The 18483-nt window shown below is 61.9% G+C and carries 18 protein-coding genes, 1 tRNA gene and 1 other RNA gene; 8 read left to right on the forward strand and 12 right to left on the reverse strand.

Features of this window, described 5'->3' with window-relative positions:
• Positions 1–14 precede the first annotated feature (14 nt).
• Positions 15–218, reverse strand: coding sequence for a hypothetical protein (locus tag KBP54_RS07805; protein WP_256005253.1), 204 nt, complete (start codon positions 216–218; stop codon positions 15–17).
• A 37-nt stretch (positions 219–255) separates the two neighbouring features.
• Here KBP54_RS07805 and KBP54_RS07810 point away from each other — a divergent pair, with 37 nt between their 5' ends.
• The gene (locus KBP54_RS07810) at positions 256–1449 is read left to right on the forward strand and encodes a galactokinase (RefSeq protein ID WP_256005255.1); all 1194 of its coding nucleotides are present in this window, start codon (positions 256–258) and stop codon (positions 1447–1449) included.
• Between the two features lie 2 nt (positions 1450–1451).
• Here the strand turns inward: KBP54_RS07810 and rnpB are convergent.
• The 4 genes from rnpB to KBP54_RS07830 all read right to left on the reverse strand — a co-directional run bounded on the left by rnpB (position 1452) and on the right by KBP54_RS07830 (position 4608).
• Positions 1452–1865, reverse strand: an RNA gene (gene rnpB / locus KBP54_RS07815) — RNase P RNA component class A.
• A 40-nt stretch (positions 1866–1905) separates the two neighbouring features.
• Positions 1906–3057 carry a bifunctional RNase H/acid phosphatase gene (locus KBP54_RS07820; protein WP_256005256.1) on the reverse strand — a complete coding sequence of 384 codons (1152 nt, stop codon included), beginning with the start codon at positions 3055–3057 and terminating at the stop codon, positions 1906–1908.
• Positions 3058–3061: 4 nt separating this feature from the next.
• Positions 3062–3745: a zinc ribbon domain-containing protein gene (locus tag KBP54_RS07825; protein ID WP_070975120.1), complete on the reverse strand. Its 684-nt coding sequence runs from the start codon at positions 3743–3745 to the stop codon at positions 3062–3064.
• A gap of 17 nt (positions 3746–3762) precedes the next feature.
• Positions 3763–4608, reverse strand: coding sequence for a Nif3-like dinuclear metal center hexameric protein (locus KBP54_RS07830; RefSeq protein ID WP_070362158.1), 846 nt, complete (start codon positions 4606–4608; stop codon positions 3763–3765).
• A 35-nt stretch (positions 4609–4643) separates the two neighbouring features.
• Here KBP54_RS07830 and KBP54_RS07835 point away from each other — a divergent pair, with 35 nt between their 5' ends.
• The 4 genes from KBP54_RS07835 to KBP54_RS07850 are packed head-to-tail and all read left to right on the forward strand — an operon-like array spanning position 4644 to position 7291.
• A complete protein-coding gene (locus KBP54_RS07835) occupies positions 4644–5291 on the forward strand; it encodes an HAD hydrolase-like protein (protein WP_255366067.1) in 648 nt (215 codons plus the stop codon).
• Positions 5281–5745, forward strand: a complete 465-nt coding sequence (locus KBP54_RS07840) for a low molecular weight protein-tyrosine-phosphatase (RefSeq protein WP_070477939.1) — start codon at positions 5281–5283, stop codon at positions 5743–5745. The genes KBP54_RS07835 and KBP54_RS07840 overlap by 11 nt, the downstream gene beginning before the upstream one ends.
• A 38-nt stretch (positions 5746–5783) precedes the next feature.
• Complete coding sequence (locus KBP54_RS07845; protein ID WP_070477941.1) at positions 5784–6707, forward strand: SURF1 family cytochrome oxidase biogenesis protein; 924 nt, start codon at positions 5784–5786, stop codon at positions 6705–6707.
• Complete coding sequence (locus tag KBP54_RS07850; RefSeq protein ID WP_256005259.1) at positions 6707–7291, forward strand: hypothetical protein; 585 nt, start codon at positions 6707–6709, stop codon at positions 7289–7291. Before KBP54_RS07845 ends, KBP54_RS07850 begins: the two co-directional genes overlap by 1 nt.
• A 191-nt stretch (positions 7292–7482) precedes the next feature.
• Here the strand turns inward: KBP54_RS07850 and KBP54_RS07855 are convergent, their stop codons facing one another.
• A complete protein-coding gene (locus tag KBP54_RS07855; RefSeq protein WP_084028560.1) occupies positions 7483–8073 on the reverse strand; it encodes a TetR/AcrR family transcriptional regulator in 591 nt (196 codons plus the stop codon).
• A 76-nt stretch (positions 8074–8149) separates the two neighbouring features.
• On the opposite strand from KBP54_RS07855, the gene KBP54_RS07860 reads away from it, so the two are divergent.
• Positions 8150–9124: an ABC transporter permease gene (locus KBP54_RS07860; protein WP_070362153.1), complete on the forward strand. Its 975-nt coding sequence runs from the start codon at positions 8150–8152 to the stop codon at positions 9122–9124.
• A gap of 960 nt (positions 9125–10084) precedes the next feature.
• On the opposite strand, the gene KBP54_RS07865 is transcribed toward KBP54_RS07860, so the two are convergent.
• Both KBP54_RS07865 and KBP54_RS07870 read right to left on the reverse strand, forming a co-directional pair.
• Positions 10085–10555, reverse strand: a complete 471-nt coding sequence (locus tag KBP54_RS07865) for a hypothetical protein (protein WP_256005261.1) — start codon at positions 10553–10555, stop codon at positions 10085–10087.
• Between the two features lie 110 nt (positions 10556–10665).
• On the reverse strand, positions 10666–11598 hold the full coding sequence (locus tag KBP54_RS07870) for a hypothetical protein (RefSeq protein WP_070362152.1): 933 nt from the start codon (positions 11596–11598) through the stop codon (positions 10666–10668).
• Positions 11599–11858: 260 nt separating this feature from the next.
• Here KBP54_RS07870 and KBP54_RS07875 point away from each other — a divergent pair, with 260 nt between their 5' ends.
• Complete coding sequence (locus tag KBP54_RS07875) at positions 11859–13004, forward strand: site-specific integrase (RefSeq protein WP_256005263.1); 1146 nt, start codon at positions 11859–11861, stop codon at positions 13002–13004.
• 39 nt (positions 13005–13043) lie between these two features.
• Here KBP54_RS07875 and KBP54_RS07880 read toward each other — a convergent pair.
• A tRNA-Val gene (locus tag KBP54_RS07880) sits at positions 13044–13119 on the reverse strand.
• Between the two features lie 67 nt (positions 13120–13186).
• Positions 13187–13615, reverse strand: coding sequence for a DUF3052 domain-containing protein (locus tag KBP54_RS07885; protein ID WP_070362150.1), 429 nt, complete (start codon positions 13613–13615; stop codon positions 13187–13189).
• A gap of 204 nt (positions 13616–13819) precedes the next feature.
• On the opposite strand from KBP54_RS07885, the gene aceE reads away from it, so the two are divergent.
• Positions 13820–16546 carry a pyruvate dehydrogenase (acetyl-transferring), homodimeric type gene (gene aceE / locus KBP54_RS07890; RefSeq protein WP_256005265.1) on the forward strand — a complete coding sequence of 909 codons (2727 nt, stop codon included), beginning with the start codon at positions 13820–13822 and terminating at the stop codon, positions 16544–16546.
• A gap of 3 nt (positions 16547–16549) precedes the next feature.
• Here the strand turns inward: aceE and KBP54_RS07895 are convergent, their stop codons facing one another.
• Together KBP54_RS07895 and KBP54_RS07900 are read right to left on the reverse strand one after the other, a co-directional pair.
• Positions 16550–17461 (reverse strand): Rib/alpha-like domain-containing protein, encoded by a 912-nt coding sequence (locus tag KBP54_RS07895; RefSeq protein ID WP_256005267.1) that lies wholly within the window; start codon positions 17459–17461, stop codon positions 16550–16552.
• A 3-nt stretch (positions 17462–17464) separates the two neighbouring features.
• Positions 17465–18466 (reverse strand): alpha/beta fold hydrolase, encoded by a 1002-nt coding sequence (locus tag KBP54_RS07900; RefSeq protein ID WP_083329349.1) that lies wholly within the window; start codon positions 18464–18466, stop codon positions 17465–17467.
• Positions 18467–18483 lie beyond the last annotated feature (17 nt).

Consider the following 18483-nt stretch of genomic DNA (forward strand, 5'->3'; position numbering starts at 1 on the left):
ACGCGCAGTAGGGGCTACTTCTCCCAGGAAGGTGGGGTGCCCCAGTTGTCCTCGGCGGCCTCTTCCGCGTCCGCCTGCTGGTTACGCGCGGCCGCGATGCGCAGCGCATCCTCGGCTTCCTCGCGCGTCTTGTAGGGGCCCATGCGGTTTTCCCAGGACTGCACTTTGCCCTCGGTGATCTCGCCGGTGGTCGGGTTGTAGTAGAAGTTTCCGTTCATGGCGCCCACCTTAGCGCCGCGGGTATGGTTGTGCCCTATGAATGTCCAACAGGAGATGCGTGCTGCACATGCCCACCATGCTGGCTGCGCCCCCGACCACGTCGCTTCCGCGCCGGCAACGGTGGTGGTGGCTGGTGATGGCGTCGATAATTATGGCGGGGCGAGCATCATCGGGCTTGGCCCACAGCGGGTGTGTGCCGCGGTGAGCCGCAGGTCGGACGATGTCATTTCGCTCCAGTTCACGCGTGTCGACGGCCGGATTCTCGCCGCGACCAGCACGCTGGCGGCACTCAACGCCCCTACCGCGGGCACCGAGGAAGCGCAGCTCGCGCACCGGATTACCGGGCTGATCCATACGCTGATCCACCGCCAGGTGCTTTCCCGCGAGACCACGGGAATGGACATCTCGGTGGTCTCCCACGTCACGCACGGAGTTGGCCTCGGCGAGATTGCCGCGGCAGAAGCCGCCATCACGTTGGCGTGCGCCGGCGCCCACGACGATATCGACGCCCCTCCCCTGCGCACGAAGCTTGCGGAGGTCTGCGCACAGTCCGCCACCGCGTACGCCACGTCCAGCCCATTGAAGGCGCGCTACACCGCGGCGCTTCGCGGCCACGGCACCACGCTGAACCTTGTGGAGCAGGCGGACGGCTCGGTCACGCAGATCACCCACCCCGAGCGCCTTGGTCTGCGGATGTTCGTGGTGGCCAAGGAGCAGACTGCGCAGCCGGACGCGTTCGCGGAGTCGATGCGGCGGCGCCAGGAGTTCATCGAGACGGCAGCTGCAAACTTCGGCGTGGCCTCGCTGCGCCAACTACCGGACGCGACCGCGCGCGTGGTCCAGTGGGTGGAGGCCCGCCACACCGTTGGCGATAGTTCCGCACCGGATCCGCGGCGCGCACGCGCAGTGCTGCAGCGCTGTGAGGACGAAACGGCACGCGCACTGGGTGTGGCGCAGGCGTTGCGCTCGCAGCAGATCGATGCGCTGGTCAACGCGCTAAGCCCCCACGCGGGTGACGCCGCCGATGAGGCCCTGGCAACCCCGGCGCTGCTGAGCCAGCTCGCGTGCGAGTGCGGAGCGAGCGTCGCAAGGCCAGCCGCACCTGGGGTCTCCCAGTCGGTGCTGGCGCTGGTGCCGACGTCGAAAGCCGAAAACTTTGCCTCCCGAATGAAGGAGAACCTGCTGGTCATCCCGATCACGACGGGTGAGGTTGGCAGGATCGAAGTGTAAGGCGAATGAGCCAGCCTATAAGCCGGATTCTGTACCCGCGCCCGTAGGCGCGGGCGGCAACCATCCATCTGTGCGTCCCATTGCTGGGCGCATCAAGCAGCTACCTTCGGACTGGGCGGGCAGCCTCATCACGTCCGACGACCCCAGCCTTGCGGCTGTGGTTCTTGCCTTGCTCCCGGTGGGGTTTACCTGGCCACGCACATCACTGTGCATGCCGGTGCGCTCTTACCGCACCCTTTCACCCTTACCTACCCAGTTGCCTGGGTTGGCGGTGTACTTTCTGTTGCACTTGCCCGCGGATCGCTCCGGGTTGCTGTTAGCAACCACCGTGCCCTGTGGAGTCCGGACTTTCCTCGGTCCCCGCCAGCCACAACGCGTGTGGCGGTTCGGGGCGACGCGGTCGCCCGGCCGGCTCATTCGCACTGTGCCACTCTACAACACAGCGGCCGGTGCGCTTTATTTTCGGTGGTGGGCGACGTCGTTGACGCAGCGCACCACGCCCATCTCCCCGTAGAACTCCACCACAGAAATCGACGCCAAGTCCAGAAACAGGTGCTTGAACACTTCAGCGCTCACGTTCAGCCCCTGGCGGATCACCGACTTGATCGGCGTGGTGTGCGCCACCAAGAGGATGGTTTTGCCTTCGTAGCGTTCCTGGACGCGCAGCCGGGCACGCGTGACGCGGCGATGCAGCGATGCCAGCGACTCCCCGTTCGGCGGCGCGGTGGCGGCGGAGGCCTGCCACGCCTCGAACTCCTCGGGGTAGCGCTGCTGCGCGTCCTGCCTGCTGAGCGCCTCGAAGTCGCCGAAGTCCACCTCGCGGAAGCCCTCCTCGGTGACGATGTCCTCGTGCGCAATCCCGAGTGCGTCCGCACAGGCCTGCGCGGTTTGCTGGGCACGCGCCTGCGGTGAGGCAACGATCACGTCGATGTGCCCCATCTCGGCGAGCGCGGCCGCGGCCCGGCGCGCTTGCGCCTGCCCGATTTCGGTGAGCGGCGGGTTGGCTTGCCCGCTGTAGACGCGGCGGGCGGAGTGTTCGGTTTGGCCGTGGCGCAGCAGCACGAAGCGGGTGCGTGGGGCGTCGGTGCCGGACCAGTGGCCGGGGCTGGCCGTCTCGTGGGGCTGTGCCTCTTTTGGTGCTGCCGAGGCGACCTGCTTCGGTGCTTGCGCGGGCGCCTCGTGTGCAACGAGACCCTGTTTGCCCTTCGCGGCGGCGTCCATGGCCACGTTGGACAGCTCGTCGGCCTTCTTGTTCTTGGCGCGCGGCACCCACGTGTACGTCACCTTTGTGCACGTGCGTGCGAGCTGCTTCGCCTCAAGTGCGAGCTGCTGCATGTCGGGGTGCTTGATCTTCCAGCGCCCGTTCATCTGCTCGACCACGAGCTTGGAGTCCATGGACACCGCGACTTCGTCGGCGCCGGCGTCGATGGCGGCCTTCAAACCCTCAATGAGTCCGTGGTACTCCGCGACGTTGTTCGTGGACTTCTTGCCCACCGCGTAGACGACTTCCGCCAGCGTCTCCCCGTCCGGGCCGTAGACGACGGCACCGCTTCCGGCGACGCCGGGGTTGCCACGGGAGCCGCCGTCGCAAAACATGGCTACCTTCATGCGCCTACTCCTGTACCTGGGTGCGCACGAGCAGTGTGCCGCAGTTCGGGCACATTGGGACCTCGTCGGCCGGGGTGGCGTTGACCTGGTTGCGCTCGGTGGCGGGCAGGGCGATGAAGCAGCCGTTGCAGGTGCGGCCGTTGAACGCGGCGGCGCCGATTTCGTCGTAGGCCTCGAGGACGTCCGCGGGCAGCTGGCTGCGCAGTGCTTCGGTGTCCACGCGCTCGCGTGCCGGGAGAGCGTCCACGGCGCGCTGCGCGGCCTCGACCTTGCGCTCGAGCCCGTCCAGGCGAGCCCCATGGTTGTCGCGGTTGTTGCGCAGCGCCGCGATCTCGTTGTGGGCCTCCTTCAGCTCATACTGCAAATCCGCGATGCGCGACTTCGTGGTGTAACGATCGTGTTGCAGGTCCTTGCGGCGCTCCTCGTCTGTCTCCGCGCCGAGCATGCGCTTGTTGTCCAGGTCGCGGCGCTTGAGCTTGCGCTCGTCTTCCTGGATGCGCAAGATCTCCAGCTCCATGTCGTCGACGGCGAGCTGCGCCGCAGACGCCGCACCGCGCATGCGCTCGAGCTCCGCGGTGAGGCGCTGCAGCTCCTTTTCCTCCTCGCTCGTGGCCTCGGGGTGGGCGGCCTGGCGGTCAGCCTTGGCAAGATTCAGTAGTACCTGCTGGAGTTCTACGGCAAGTTTCACGGGGAAGCACTGCTCCTTTACTTGGCTTGATTCGGGTGGGCGGAAACGGTCCACGGGTCCGTGCGCACCGGGATGATGCACGTTTCCACGCCTAGCGGGTTCACGATACCCTCTGCCTGCTGCGTCCACGGAAATTCACTCGCCCAGTGCGCAGTATCGATCACGGCGGGCCCACCAGCGCGCAGGTGCTCGTCGACTGGGTGGTGGCGCAGGTCCGAGGTGACATAGACATCGACGCCGAGCGCCCTCGCATCGTCAAGGAAGCTGTCGCCCGAGCCGGAGGAGACGGCGACGGTGCGCACCATCTGCTCCGGGTCGCCTGCGGCGCGCACGCCCCACACGGTCTCAGGCAGGGCGTCGGCCACGCGCTGGGTGAACTCGCGCAGGGTCATCGGCTCAGGCAGGGTGCCCACTCGCCCAAGGCCGGTGGCTCGCTCGAGCGCCCCCGGCGTATCGACGTCCACATCCCCCACCGGGCGAATCGGCCTGCCGGGCCGAATCCCGACCAGCTCCGCCAACTTGTCATTGACCCCCGGGCGCGCCGAGTCCGCGTTCGTATGCGCCGCGAACAACGCGCAGCCGCCGCGGATCAGCGTGTGCACGACCTTGCCCTTCGGCGTATTCGCCGCAACAGAGTGCACCCCGCGCAGCAGTAGCGGGTGGTGAACCACCAGCATGTCCGCGCCTTCCTCCAGCGCGCGCTCCACCACGCTCATCGTGCAGTCCAGGGCAAACGCCACCTTGTGCACGGGCTCGTCCGGGTCGCCGCAAATCAGGCCGACCTGGTCCCAGCTTTCGGCGAGTTCGGGCGGGTAGGCGGCCTCGAGTGCCGCGACAATATCTCCTACAGTCTTCGTCGTCATGGCAACTAGCCTACAAACCTGGAATGCTGGTGGGCGTGACACTCCAAACAAACCGCCCGACCGTGCTCTTTGACGTCGACGGCACCATCCTCGACTCCTTCCCAGGAATCCGCGAAGGCTTCCTGCGGGGGCTCGCCGCCATCGACGTCGCCCCGCCCGACGAAGCGTTCATCGCGAAGATCCCGGGGCCGCCCATGCGCGAGTCCTACGAGAAGGCCGGGTGCACGCCCGCGCAAGTCGACGCCGCGATGCAGGTCTACTCCGACTTCATGAGCACCGACGGGTGGCAGCAGTTCACCGTCTTCGACGGCATGGCCGAACTCATCGCCCAGCTTGACCGGGATGGGTTCCGTGTCGGTACGGCGACGTCCAAAAGCGAAACCTTCGCCGAACTCGCGCTGAAGCGCGCGGGCATCTGGCCGCACCTGGACTTCCTCGGCGCCGCCGACCACGAGCGCGGCCGCAGCACCAAGATCGCGGTGCTGGAGTACGTCCACAACACCTTCGCAGCAAAGCGCCCCATCATGGTCGGCGACCGCACCCACGACTTCACGGGTGCCGCCCACTTCGACATCCCGTCCGTCGCCGTGACCTGGGGATACGGCGACGCCGAGGAGTGGGCACAGGCCACCCACACCGCACAAACCGCAACCGAGCTCAAGGAGATCCTCTATGCATATTGATTTCGTGTGCACCGGCAACATTTGCCGCTCGCCCATGGCGGAAGTCATCATCGCCGCCAAACTTGCCGACGCCGGCCTCGCCAACGACGTCCGCGTCACCTCCTCCGGCATCGGCGGCTGGCACGTCGGCGGCCCCGCCGACCCGCGCGCCGTCGCCGAACTCGCCAACCACGGCTACGACGGCACCCGCCACCGCGCCCAACAGTTCGGCGCCAACCAAATCGATGCCGACCTCATCGTCGCCCTCGACACCAACCACGTCTCCGAACTCATCGCCCGCGGCGTCCCCGAATCCCGCATCCGCCTGCTGCGCTCCTTCGACCCAGCCGCCCCCGAAGGCGCCGGCGTCGAAGACCCCTACTACGGCGGCGCCGACGGCTTCCAAACCACACGCGAACAAATCGAAGCCGCCGCCCCAGGTATTATCAGCTGGGTCAAAGCGCAGCTAGACTAGCCGGAGAAAGTACGGAATCTGTGAAAGCGGGAGCAACAATGCAACCTGAAACAGGTGCACAACCATGGTGGAAAACGTTTCTGACCCCCGGATGGGTCATCGTCGCCATCCTGATCGTGTTGTTCTCCTACTTCGCGTTCACCCTGCTGGCGCCATGGCAGCTCAACAAGAACGAAGCGCTCGTGGAGCGCAACGACCACATCAAGACCGCCTTCGAGCATGACCCGGTGCCGATCGGAGAGGTCGTCGACAAGCAGGGCGAACTCGCGCCCGGCGCCGAGTGGACCCGCGTCACCGCAACTGGCACCTACGCCCAAGACAGCGATGTGCTGCTGCGCCTGCGCCCCATCGACCGAACCCCATCCTTCCAAGTACTGACCCCATTCCGCCTGGACAACGGACAAAGCGTGCTCGTCAACCGCGGATGGGTCCCCGCCATCGGCTCCACCCAAGTCCCCGACATCGACGCCCCACCCACCGGCGAACAAACCATCTCCGGCATGATGCGCGTCGACGAAGGCGTACACCCCTCCGCACCCCTCAACGACCAGGGCTACACCATGGTCTACTCCATCAGCCCAGGTCAAGTCGGCGAACTCACCGACACCGCCCTGGCCAGCCCCTACGTCCAACTCCTGAGCGACTCCCCCGGCGTCCTCACCGCCATCCCCCTACCCATGCTCGAGACCGGCAACCACCTCTCCTACGGACTCCAGTGGATCGCCTTCGGCATCATGGCGCCCGCCGGCCTCATCTACTTCATCTGGGCCGAAACCCGCGAACGCCGCCGCTTCAAAGAAGAACAAGCCGAGCTTCTCGACGCCCCCTCCGAACCCGCCGAGCCTGTTGCTCCCGCCTCCGCCCCCGCTGCTCCCGCTGCTCCCGCTCAGGCGCGGTCCCGCTACGGCACCCAACGGCGCAACCCCTGGGCCAAATCATACGAAAAGGAAGAAGAACGCTAATGCCCCACCAGCTGACCCAACGCGACGTCAAACATCTCGCCCGCTGCCTCACGCTGCTCGGTGACGCCAACATCCACCTCGACGCCGCCGCCGAACCCGCCGACATCGAAGACGCCATCCTCGACGACCTCGACGCCTTCCGCGAAGCCCCGATGACCACGCTGCTCGGCCTGCGCGGACCCCACAACGCCCCGCTCATCGACTCCGTCGTCCACAGCGTCCCCCAAACCGACAACGCCTTCGTCCACCTCCTCGACTACATCGCCCTCGCCGCCAAAGCCCTGCGCGCCGAGCTGCGCGAAGTCGCCGTCTTCCCCGACCCCGACAACATCGAAACCGGCTCCCTCCGCCTGCGCGTCGGCGAATGGGACGTCACCGACATCGACATCCCGGCCGGTTCTTCTGGTTCTGCTGGCATCGCTGATGCCGAACTTGCCATCATCGGCGCCCTCATGCCCCTCGACGCCGAAGCCGTCACCTTCCAGGCCCCGCAAGGAGTCGGCGTCGTCCTCGCCGACGTCGTCCCCGGCACGCCGCAGGCCAGCATGCAGGCCGTCTTCACCGCCATCGAGGCGGAGCTGTAGGGGTTTCTGGGCGTTCGCCTTCGGGGAACTTTCCTGGGCTACCATGCCGATTCTGCTCCGGTCGAGGTGTTAGAAGCGTGCGATGCAGGTCGACCATTTCTGCCCAGCCTGGCCGATTTTCAGCGACCAGCATCGCACTCCTTGAATACCTCGACCGGAACTTCTTTCGGACCTTTAGGCAGCTCACCCTCCTACCCCTGCGCGCGCTGCTCGAGACCGTCCAGCAATAAATCGATGAGGTTCGGAACCAGGTTTTTTGCCACGTTATTGACCGGCACCCCGGCTGGCAGTGGACGGGTCACCACACCAAGGCCGATGTGGAACTCAATGGGGTCTAGATCTTCGGGGCATAGGTGGGCAGCTTTGGCAGGGTCGAGGAGGCGGTTGTAGCAGGCACGGATCTCCCTAATCCGCTTCTCGATCATGGGTTCGCGCCGCTTGATAGTCGCGGGGTCACTCATGGAATCGGCGAAGATCGCCTGCGCAAGCGCCGCGTGTTTGAGGTCCCCGATTTCGTGGGTGGCTTGGCGCCAGGCGTTGCGGGGGACGTCGGCAAATTCGTCGAGGTGGCGATCGATGACGTGGTTGATGTCCTCCACCGCGTGTTCGCCAATGGCATCCAGGAGGTCGATGCGCTCCGGGAAATGTCGCGTGGCTGTCGCCACTCCAACCTCGGCTTCCTTCGCGATGGCGCGCATGGAAACGCCGGGGCCGACGTCGATAAGAAGTGAGCGGGCTGCGGTGACGATGGCCTCGCGGTTGTCGCGTGCGTCTTGTCTCATGCTTGACAGCTTAACAAATGGAACACTATGTTCGGTTTGTGTAAGTGAAACACTGCGTTCCATATAGGAGGTTCCCGTGAACGCAACGAACAACTCAACAGTCAAGGCGGTCGGCGCCGTCATTGGAATCCCGATCATCATTGGGCTCATGCTCTTCGCATTCCTCGCACCAACCTTCGCATCAGGCCCGCGCAATGTGCCGCTGGCGGTTGCGGCGCCGGGACCGCTCGTCGAAAAGATGGAAGCAACACTAAGCGAGGACGGCCCCACCCTCCTCGTACGCGATTCCGACGAGGAAGTGCGCGATGCGATCGCACAGCGTGAAGCGGTGGGTGGGCTCGTGGTCACCCCGCAGGGTGCGACGGCATACACCGCCTCCGGCAACGGCGCACCGTATGCGCAGATGATCGAGGGCATGGCGGGACAACTCGAAGCTCAGGGCATGGACGTGACTCGCGAAGACCTCGCGCCGACCTCCCCGGACGACCCGCAAGCGACCGGCCTTGCGCTGCTCGGACTGCCGCTGGCGTTCGGCGGAATTGTCTCCGCCGTCATCGCGACACTCGGATTCCGCGGAAAGAAGTGGACAAAACTCGCCGTTCTCGTGGGGATTGCTGCGCTCGGGTCGCTGGTCGCGACGTGGATGCTGCACTCCGTCTACGGGACCCTCACCGGCAGCTTCGGGATGGAGTGGTTCGGCATCGGCTGCGGCATCCTCGCGACGTCGCTGCTCACCGCCGGTTTGGGCGCAGTCATCGGGCTGCCCGGCGTGGGCCTCGGCGCGATCCTGACCATCTTCGTCGCCAACCCGCTCTCCGGCCTGGCCACCGGGCCGTGGCTCCTCCCCGTCGGCTGGTCGACGCTCGGCCAGTGGATGCCAATCGGCGCCACCGGACACCTCGTGCGCTCCCTTTCCTACTTCGATGGCCTCGGAGCAACCCAGAGCTGGTGGGTATTGCTCATCTGGATCGTGGTTGGGCTCCTGCTCCTGTTCTTGGAGCGAGGTCGCGCTGCTGAGTCTGGTGCTACTGAGGCGGTTGCGGACCACTAGAGAAGGTCCTGCACGTTCCTGGGCATTCGCTGTGCACCACAATCCATTACGACCCCTGACGACCTGAGCAAATGCAAAGGTGCGTCGCGAAAATCCTAGATTTTGGTGCGCCACCCCTTGCGCTCTCGTTCTACCACTGAAATAGTTCCCGGGCTCGGGAACTATTTTTCGTTTTGGGCCTGTTCCCGTCGACCACCACTCACGTCTTCCCAGGTCGCGACGGATGTCCACAAAGATTGTTCCCGGTTTCACTGATGAACTACCAGTCAGTTTCCGTTCCGGTCGAGGTGTTAGAAGCGTGCGATGCAGGTCGACCATTTCTGCCCAGACTGGCCGATTTTCAGCGACCAGCATCGCACTCCTTAAAGCCCATGCTTTGAACCCGGCACCAGATACTCTCACGGGCTAAAGCCCTGAGCTTGGTCATTGCCCCTCCTTGAGTCGGTCGATGTGTACCTGGCTAAACCCGCACCACATGCCCACCAGCTCACCACGTGCGTCGTGGACCTCCACTAGTGGCAGCTCTTGCCAGCCCTTCATTTCCATCTCCACAATCTTCACGGGGTAGTCGTCGAGCTGTCAGACCTGCACGACGACCCCGCAGCGTGTGAGTGCGCGGATCGTGGTGGTGCACCGCACACAGTGTGGGCGGCTGTAAACGGTCGCGGTCATCATTTCATCTGTCATTGCCTTCTCCTTTGTAGAAGCCGATGATTGTCTGTAGGTCTTGGAGGGTGGTGTGTTGGTTGGTTCAGTGGGAGGAGGTGCGGGTGGTGGCGGTGGCGATTTTGAGTTCGCAGTTTTTCATGGGTGGTTTCTCCTCAGTGGTTGGGTGGTTTTGGGTATTAAAAATGGCCCCTGCACGAGGTTGTGCGGGGCCAGGCGGCGCAGCATGTTTAATGCTCCAGCTAGACTGAGAAACTTCGATTTCTCAATAATAGAGCTCTTTATTTTATCCGGTCAGCCATGCAATTCACGGGTAGAGGAAACTTGCCGAGCTTGTTTAATAGCATCGCGATCTGCAGCAATGACAATTTCGGTGAGTTCTCCAAGTAGCCAAACTAAACGAATTGAAGAGTGCGCGAGTAACAGGAATCCTGCTTGAAATATGTATGGGGCAATACTCGGACAATTGAGAAGGCTAAGAAGATTAGCAAGTGTGAAAGCAAGGACTGCGAAAAATCCAGATGATGTGGAACTTATCCAATTGGACTTTAATGCTTTCCCTCCAAGTACTCGGAGATTTTGAAAGCGTTTGCCGTTGGCAGTCAGAGCAAATATTACTACTACACCAGAAAAACCCGATACTGTAGCTGCAGCCCCAAGCGCGCCGGTATAGAGGGACTCAGTTCGATCTGGGGTCGCAGAGTCTGACAACGCATGCCAGATATCAGGTATTTGACCCGTCAGAGCAAGCAGCGCATGTAACATAGTGAGTGTTAGCAGCGTTGCATCAATTAGACGTGGATAAGAACGAAGTATCTCCTTCCGTGTCTTTCCCCACTTCATTGTATGCCTCTCTGCCTTCTATGGGATAACTTCTAAAGTTTACGAAGTTTTTCGCGAAATTTACTGTTTGCTTCAAGCATTCCCTGAAGAATATGCTCGGGCCCTGGTTGCTCATTTTCTTCGTTCTGGAACGATTCTTTAATCGTGATTCGATCGGAGATGAAGTCAATCGAATCTTTGCGCAGCTTTCCATCCTTGTCCCAATTGGTCAAGGTGGCCTCAGCTTTTTTGAATTTCTGAATATCCGTTTCCTTACCAAACAGGTTGACAAGCGCAGTCTTAATATCATCCTGTATTGAGGGGGAGACCGTATAATTGCCAAAGCTTAGAGTGATACCTACCGTCATCTGATTTCCGGTGTCGATTTCTTTAGCTTTCGCCAAAGCTTTACTCACACTGTCATCCCCATCAAGTTCTGCAAGGTCTACATCATTGTCGAGCGTGAGCTGAAGTCTAGTTGCACCATCAGCTTCTTGCAGACGTCTGAGTTGGTCCCTACGGACAAACGGGGTTAATTCGAAGCGATTTCCGCTTTGAAGAGTATTGAAATGGTGAGAAATTGCTGCGCTAATGGCGGAGACTGTAGCTCCATTCTGAGTTCTCGATATTGCTACTACGTTTTCGTGCCCTGATGCGGTCAGGTAGGCACCTTCGATGAGATGACCACCGATACCAGTTTGAGCGAGCCTCTCAATTTGGTCGCTGCCCTGGTCTCGATGGTCAGGCCAATCGTCTTTAGAACGAACCTTTCCAATATACAGGAACTTTACGGAAGGAGATTTTATACTTGCTGCCTGGACAATATAGTCCCTCCCATAGTGCTTAAATGAAAAGCTCGACCCATCTAAAGCATTAATCTCATCCCAAATATCGTTCCAAAATGTACTTGGGATATCGATAGGTTGGTCGTCCTTATCCCACCATTTTGGTGAGTAGTAGAAAATCGTCCGGTTCTTCGTGGCCATGTTTCGTCTCTAATTGAATTGGGTGTACTAGAGCCGATTTTAGCTAATCTCTTCCTCCGTATATCCGGTATGGATAACTGTTGCTATGGGGTCGCTAAAATCCCAGGTCAGTTTGTTGCCGCAGTTTGGACATGTGGTTGAGTGTTCCCAATCCTGCGGTTCAGGTATGGCCGAAGGGTTTTCCCAATGTGGCCATGCAGAAAAACCAGAAGTGCCAGGGGGCCACCAATCCAACCCAACAAAGGAAGGACACACCCATTATGGCAAGCATCACCCCATACAAAACAACGACAGGCCGCAAATGGCGCGTCCAATACCGAGACCCCACCGGAAAAGGCCGCACCAAACAAGGCTTCGCAAGAAAATCAGACGCCCAAGCCTGGGCCGCGAAAAACACCACCGCCATGGGAGACGGTGACTGGATCGCCCCCGAACTCGGCACCACCACCATCAACGACCTCGCCAACACATGGAAACAATCCTGGGCGCACCTCAAACCCGCCACCAAAAGCATCAACGAATCAACATGGCGCATCCACGTCGAACCCATGTGGGGCGACCGCCAAATCAAAACCATCCGCCAATCCGAGATACAGGTATGGCTCGGCACCATCAAAAAACACACCTCCGGCAAACACCCCGAACCAACCAACGAACCAGCATCCCCAACCACCGTACGCAACTGCCACATGGTCCTCGCCCAAATACTGGACCTGGCAGTACAAGACCGCATGATCCCATCAAACCCGGCGCGTGGGGTGAAACTCCCCAAAAAGAGCCCCGGCATAAAGGTGTACCTCACCCCAGGCCAGCTACAAGCCCTTGTGCGTGAATGCGGCGACATGGGTGACCTCATAGCCCTACTCGGCACCTCCGGGCTACGCTACGGCGAAGCCACCGCCCTGCGCGTCGGCGACATCGACTTCCTACGCCGCCGCATACGCGTCGAACGCAACGCCCGCCACACCACGGCCGGCCCTATCTACGGCACCCCAAAAACCGGCGAGCAACGCACCGTAGCGATCACCGAGTGGGTTGCCGGTCTGCTTGAGAAGCGCACGCGCGGCAAAACGAAAGACGCCCTGCTGTGGACCGCAACCAACGGCGGGCCACTGCGACCCCTGGGCCACACATCATTCTTCGCGCACGCAGTGAAACGCTGCCAAGGCAAGGACACGTCGTTCCCGTCGAAGCTCACCCCACACGGGCTACGCCACGTCGCCGCCGGGCTCATGGTTGGTTCCGGGGCGAGCGTGAAGGTCGTACAACGACAATTGGGCCACGCTTCGGCAGCAATGACACTCAACGTTTACGCTGATTTGTTTGATGGTGACTTGGATGTCGTGGCGGAACGACGACTCGACGACACTTTTTCAAAATGTCGTGGAAATGTCGTGGCGACGTGAAAAAGGCCCTCCCCGATTCCTCGGAAAGGGCCTTTGACCTGGTGCGCCATGACGGGCTCGAACCGCCGACCTACTGGGTGTAAACCAGTTGCTCTTCCAGCTGAGCTAACGGCGCGCTGGGTAGAGACTTTAACAAAGCTTCTACCGATCGCAAAATTAACAACAAACAGGCAGGTAAACGCCTATTTTGGTACACCGGCGGAGCGGAGGCAGGAGCCTTGCCATTCGCCGAAGCGGTCGGCGGTGGTTTGGACCAGGCCGGCGAGTTGGGCGGATTCGGAGATGACGCCGGGTTGTACGCCGCCGGGCTTGGAGGCGCCTGGGGTCATGAGCCAGATGCGGGCGTTGTCGTCGAGGTTGCGGGAGCAGTCGACGAGGACGTCGACAAGGTCGCCGTCGTCTTCGCGGTACCAGAGCAGGATCATGTCGCAGAGGTCTTGTGCGTCTTCGTCGAGGAGTTGGTCGCCGATGCGGTCTTCGATCGCTTCGGAGATGGTTGCGTCGGCGTCGTCGTCCCAACCGATTTCTTGGACGATTTCGCCTTGATTGACCCCTAGTCGGTCAGCGTATGTATCGACACCGTTGGCGCCCAACGTTCTTATTCCTCCCAATGAGATGAGTGTTGTATGCAAATATGCCGTTTAGTTTACATCTGCGGGTTACACATTACCGGACAAATATGCGACGGCCTCCGGGGGCCCTCGAGTTTTGTGACGTTCAACGCAATTGGCTGAAACCACGTATCCTGTTTTGCAGGTTTTCATTCCCGCCTGTGCCTCGCTGGTTGCAGGCCCGAAACGTTAGGAGGACGTTCCTTGGCTGAACACAATAATGACTCCAACATCCCGTTGATCCGCGAGGGTGTCGCTTCGTATCTGCATGATACGGACCCGGAAGAGACCCAAGAATGGATTGACTCGTTTGATGGGATTCTGGACCAGTCCACGCCGGAGCGTGCTCGATTTTTGATGCTGCGCCTGTTGGAGCGGGCGTCGGCGAAGCGGGTGGATTTGCCTGCGTTGTCGTCGACGGATTTCGTGAATACGATTCCGACGAAGATGGAGCCGGAGTTCCCTGGTGATGAGCAGATTGAGAAGCGCTACCGCCGTTGGATGCGTTGGAACGCGGCGATCATGGTGCACCGCGCGCAGCGTCCGGGTGTGAAGGTTGGCGGCCATATTTCCTCGTATGCGTCGGCGGCGGCGTTGTATGAGGTTGGTTTTAATCACTTCTTCCACGGCAAGGACGCTGAGCAGGGCGGCGACCAGATTTTCTACCAGGGTCATGCTTCCCCGGGCATGTACGCGCGTGCGTTCCTGGAGGGTCGTCTGACTGAGGATGATCTGGATGGTTTCCGTCAGGAGCATTCGCGTCCGCAGGGTGGTCTGCCGTCGTACCCGCACCCACACGGTATGAAGGACTTCTGGGAGTTCCCGACGGTGTCGATGGGCTTGGGCCCAATGAACGCCATTTACCAGGCTCGCTTTAACAAGTACTTGCAGGATCGCGGTATTAAGGACACGGATCAGCAGCACGTGTGGGCGTTCCTCGGCGACGGCGAGATGGACGAGCCGGAGTCGCGCGGTCTACTGCACATGGCGTCGCTGTACGGCCTGGATAACTTGACCTTCGTGGTCAACTGCAACTTGCAGCGTCTCGACGGCCCCGTCCGCGGCAACGGCCAGATCATCCAGGAGCTGGAGGCCTTCTTCATTGGCGCTGGCTGGAATGTGATCAAGGTTGTGTGGGGCCGCGAGTGGGATGAGCTGCTGGAGAAGGACAAGGACGGTGCGCTGGTCCACGTCATGAATACCACTCCGGATGGTGATTACCAGACGTTTAAGGCCAATGATGGCGCGTTTGTGCGCGAGCACTTCTTCGGCCGCGACGAGCGGACGCTGAAGCTGGTCGAGGACATGTCGGATGAGGAGATCTGGGCGCTGCGCCGCGGCGGCCACGACTACCGCAAGATCTATGCGGCGTACAAGCGTGCGCTGGAGACCAAGGGCAAGCCGACGGTCATTTTGGCGCACACGATTAAGGGTTACGGCCTGGGCCACAACTTTGAGGGTCGTAACGCGACGCACCAGATGAAGAACCTCACGCTGGAGGACCTGAAGCGCTTCCGCGACAAGCAGGGCGTGCCGATCAGCGACGAGGAGCTGGAGAAGGATCCGTACCTGCCGCCGTACTACCACCCGGGCGAGGACGCGCCGGAGATCAAGTACCTGAAGGAGCGCCGCGAGGAGCTCGGCGGGTACCTGCCGGAGCGTCGTGTGAAGTTCACGCCGCTGGAGCAGCAGCAGGACTTCGAGAAGGCCTACAAGGCTATGTTCAAGGACTCGGGTAAGCAGGAAGTTGCCACGACGATGGCGCTGGTGCGTACGTTTAAGGCGTTAATGCGTGATAAGGAGATCGGGAAGCGAGTGGTGCCGATCATTCCGGATGAGGCGCGCACGTTCGGCCTGGACTCCTGGTTCCCGACTCTGAAGATTTACAACCCGCAGGGCCAGAACTATGTCCCGGTGGACCACGACTTGCAGCTGTCTTACCGTGAGGCGTCGGACGGCCAGCTCCTGCACGAGGGCATCAACGAGGATGGTTCCTCGGCGTCCTTCATCGCGGCCGGTACGTCCTATGCGACGCACGGCGAGCCGATGATCCCGATGTACATCTTCTACTCGATGTTCGGTTTCCAGCGCACGGGCGATAACTTCTGGGCCGCTGGCGACCAGATGACGCGTGGTTTCATCATCGGCGCGACTGCGGGACGCACCACCCTGTTTGGTGAGGGCTTGCAGCATATGGATGGTCATTCGCCGATTTTGGCGTCGACAAATCCGGCGGTGGTCACCTACGATCCTGCCTTTGCGTACGAGATGCCGTACCTGATTTCCAAGGGCATCGAGCGTATGTACGGCGACGGCCACGGCGAAGACGTGATGTACTACATCACCGTCTACAACGAGCCGACGCACCAGCCGGCGCGCCCAGAGAACCTCGACGTTGAGGGCCTGCACAAGGGCATCTACCTGTTCGACGAGGGCGAGAAGCACGAGCACAACGTGTCACTGCTGGCGTCCGGTATTGGTATGCAGCAGGCGCTTCGCGCGCAGAAGATCCTGCAGGAGGACTACAACGTGGGCGCCTCGGTGTACTCGGTGACGTCCTGGGTGGAGTGTGCGCGCGACGGTGCGCGTGTGGCCAACGAGCAGCTGCTGCACCCGGGCGAGGATGTCGGCGAGGCGTTCGTGACCCGTCAGCTGAAGCAGACGGAGGGCCCGTACGTTGCGACGTCCGACTTCGCCACGGACCTGCAGGAGCAGATCCGCCCGTACGTGCCGGGCCAGTACTTGGTGCTTGGCGCGGATGGGTTCGGTTTCTCGGATACGCGTGAGTCGGCACGCCGCTACTTCAACATTGACGCCGAGTCGATGGTGGTGGCAGCGCTGATGGGTCTGGCGAACGAGGGCAAGATCGAGATGGATGTTGCCGCGCAGGCTGCGAAGGACCTGAAGATCGACGACCCAACCGAAGCCTAAGGGCTAGCGCGGCAGGTACGGGGCGAGCGCCGGAATGTTCGGCGCCAACGCTGCGAACAGCGCCCCGACCACCGCGAGCGTAGAGAGCACCCCTAGCGTGATGACGAGCGCCCTCGAACCCGAGGAGCCGTTCGAGTCCGCTGGGGGTGTTTGTGGTTGCGCCGGTGCTGGTAGGTTGGGGCCGTCGTGGTTGAGCCGGAGGTCAGCGGTGCGGGCGGTGCCGTCTTCGAATGTGGCGCGGACCTCGACGGTCGAGGGGGTGCGGGCGGCGTCGGTGGCGGTGCCGCTGACGGTGCCGGTGACGGGGTCGATGGAGAGGTCCCACCCGGCTGGTGGATCGATGAGCTCGAACTTCGCGTCGGTTGGGAGTTCGACTCGCTCACGCAAGTTGAACGGGGTCGCAGTGAACGATGCGCCGTGGGTGACCTCGACTGGTTTGTAGACGGGCTCGTAGATGAGGCGCTGGTCGGCAATGAGCGAAACCTTGGTGCGGATGTCTTCCGAGGAGCCGTCCGGGTAGGTCACCTCGATGTAGGCGTCGCGTGTGTTTTCACCACGCTGGACGGTGCGGCAGTGTTTGCCGTACAGCTGCCCGGCTTCGACCTGGTCGCAGTTGAGGAACCGGAGCCGGGCCATTAGCGTTCTGTGGTCCGTATCGTCGATGCTGGCGACGACTGGCTCGCCTTCCTCTTCTTCTTGCCCCATGACGCGGAAGGTCGTCCCGGCTGGAGCCCCGGTTGGCGCGAAGCGTGTCATTTCGGTGTAGAGCTGGCCTTCGACCAGCGGCAGGTAGCGCGCCTCGGTTTGGAAGCTGGGCTGGTATTTCTCGGCGTCAGTAGGCGCAGCGGTTGCGTGCGGGGCGCACGCGATGGCGCAGGTTGCGGCGGTGGTGACGGCGAGCAATTTGTAATTCATGGGTTACTTCACGTCTTCGGTAATGCGTTGGATGAGTCGGTTGATGGCGGTGCTGACGGCGCCGGGGGCGTCGAGAGGCGGCATGTGGCCGCTTTCAGGCAGCACCTGCATGTAGGCGCGCGGCCAGATCTCGTGGAGTTTCGCGCTCTGGGACACCGGGGTGACGGCGTCGTGGTCGCCGACGAGGATGTAGCCGGGGATGGTGCCAAGCACCTCGCCGGCGTCGAGTTCCGAGTGGTGCAGCAGATCCTCGAAGTAGCCTGCGTAGGTTTCCAGCGGGGTTTCGCGGATCATGGCGGCGTGGAATTGCACCAGCTGGTAGCTCATCGGCCGGAAGTAGAACCCGAGCGCGAGGATCGGGGTGAGCATGTCGGTGACGACTTGCCGCACGCCTTCCGCGAAGTGCGGGGTCACGGCGACGACGCCTTCGATGAAGCGGCCGATCGGCCCTGCCAGGATCTGTGGCAGGCCTTGGACGGTAAAGGGTTCGACCGCGCTGGAGATCTGCACCGAGCCCGCGAGGTTGAATTCGTGGTGGTAGCGCCGCATCATCGAAAGCGAAATCGGTCCGCCGAGCGAGTGGCCAACCACGATGGCGGGTCCGCGCACGTTGCGCTCACGCATGACGGCGGCGACGTCGTCGGCGGCGGCGTCGATAGTTAAGAGTTCGGGGTCGACTTTGCCGGTCTGCCCGTGCCCGCGCAGGTCAAGCAGCAGTTGGCGCACCCCGTGGCCTGCGACCGCTTCGGTTTGCAGGAAGAACTCTTCGGCGGCGATGTTGAAGCCGTGGACGTAGACGACGGTGACGGCGTCGGGATCCTCGGGGCCGAGTTCGTACCAGTGGATGTTGACGCGCTCTCCCCCGGCGTCGACGGTGAGCACGCCTTCGCGGTCCGGCTTGAGCCCGTACTCGCCATCGCCAGTGTGCAACAGTTCGCGGGTTTCCACGAGCTGTCGGCGCGCTTTCGGCGTCAGCGATCGGAGGTAGGCAACTGTTTGCAGCATGCTTCCACCTTATTATG

It is taken from the genome of Corynebacterium pseudogenitalium (genome assembly GCF_024453815.1).
In the GTDB taxonomy this organism is placed as follows: Bacteria; Actinomycetota; Actinomycetes; order Mycobacteriales; family Mycobacteriaceae; genus Corynebacterium; species Corynebacterium pseudogenitalium.

Coding starts and splice junctions, on each gene's coding strand:
- KBP54_RS07805 (WP_256005253.1), bottom strand. CDS start 218: ATGAACGGAAACTTCTACTACAACCCGACCACCGGCGAGATCACCGAG.
- KBP54_RS07810 (WP_256005255.1), top strand. CDS start 256: ATGAATGTCCAACAGGAGATGCGTGCTGCACATGCCCACCATGCTGGC.
- KBP54_RS07820 (WP_256005256.1), bottom strand. CDS start 3,057: ATGAAGGTAGCCATGTTTTGCGACGGCGGCTCCCGTGGCAACCCCGGC.
- KBP54_RS07830 (WP_070362158.1), bottom strand. CDS start 4,608: ATGACGACGAAGACTGTAGGAGATATTGTCGCGGCACTCGAGGCCGCC.
- KBP54_RS07840 (WP_070477939.1), top strand. CDS start 5,281: ATGCATATTGATTTCGTGTGCACCGGCAACATTTGCCGCTCGCCCATG.
- KBP54_RS07845 (WP_070477941.1), top strand. CDS start 5,784: ATGCAACCTGAAACAGGTGCACAACCATGGTGGAAAACGTTTCTGACC.
- KBP54_RS07850 (WP_256005259.1), top strand. CDS start 6,707: ATGCCCCACCAGCTGACCCAACGCGACGTCAAACATCTCGCCCGCTGC.
- KBP54_RS07855 (WP_084028560.1), bottom strand. CDS start 8,073: ATGAGACAAGACGCACGCGACAACCGCGAGGCCATCGTCACCGCAGCC.
- KBP54_RS07865 (WP_256005261.1), bottom strand. CDS start 10,555: ATGTTACATGCGCTGCTTGCTCTGACGGGTCAAATACCTGATATCTGG.
- KBP54_RS07870 (WP_070362152.1), bottom strand. CDS start 11,598: ATGGCCACGAAGAACCGGACGATTTTCTACTACTCACCAAAATGGTGG.
- KBP54_RS07875 (WP_256005263.1), top strand. CDS start 11,859: ATGGCAAGCATCACCCCATACAAAACAACGACAGGCCGCAAATGGCGC.
- KBP54_RS07895 (WP_256005267.1), bottom strand. CDS start 17,461: ATGAATTACAAATTGCTCGCCGTCACCACCGCCGCAACCTGCGCCATC.
- KBP54_RS07900 (WP_083329349.1), bottom strand. CDS start 18,466: ATGCTGCAAACAGTTGCCTACCTCCGATCGCTGACGCCGAAAGCGCGC.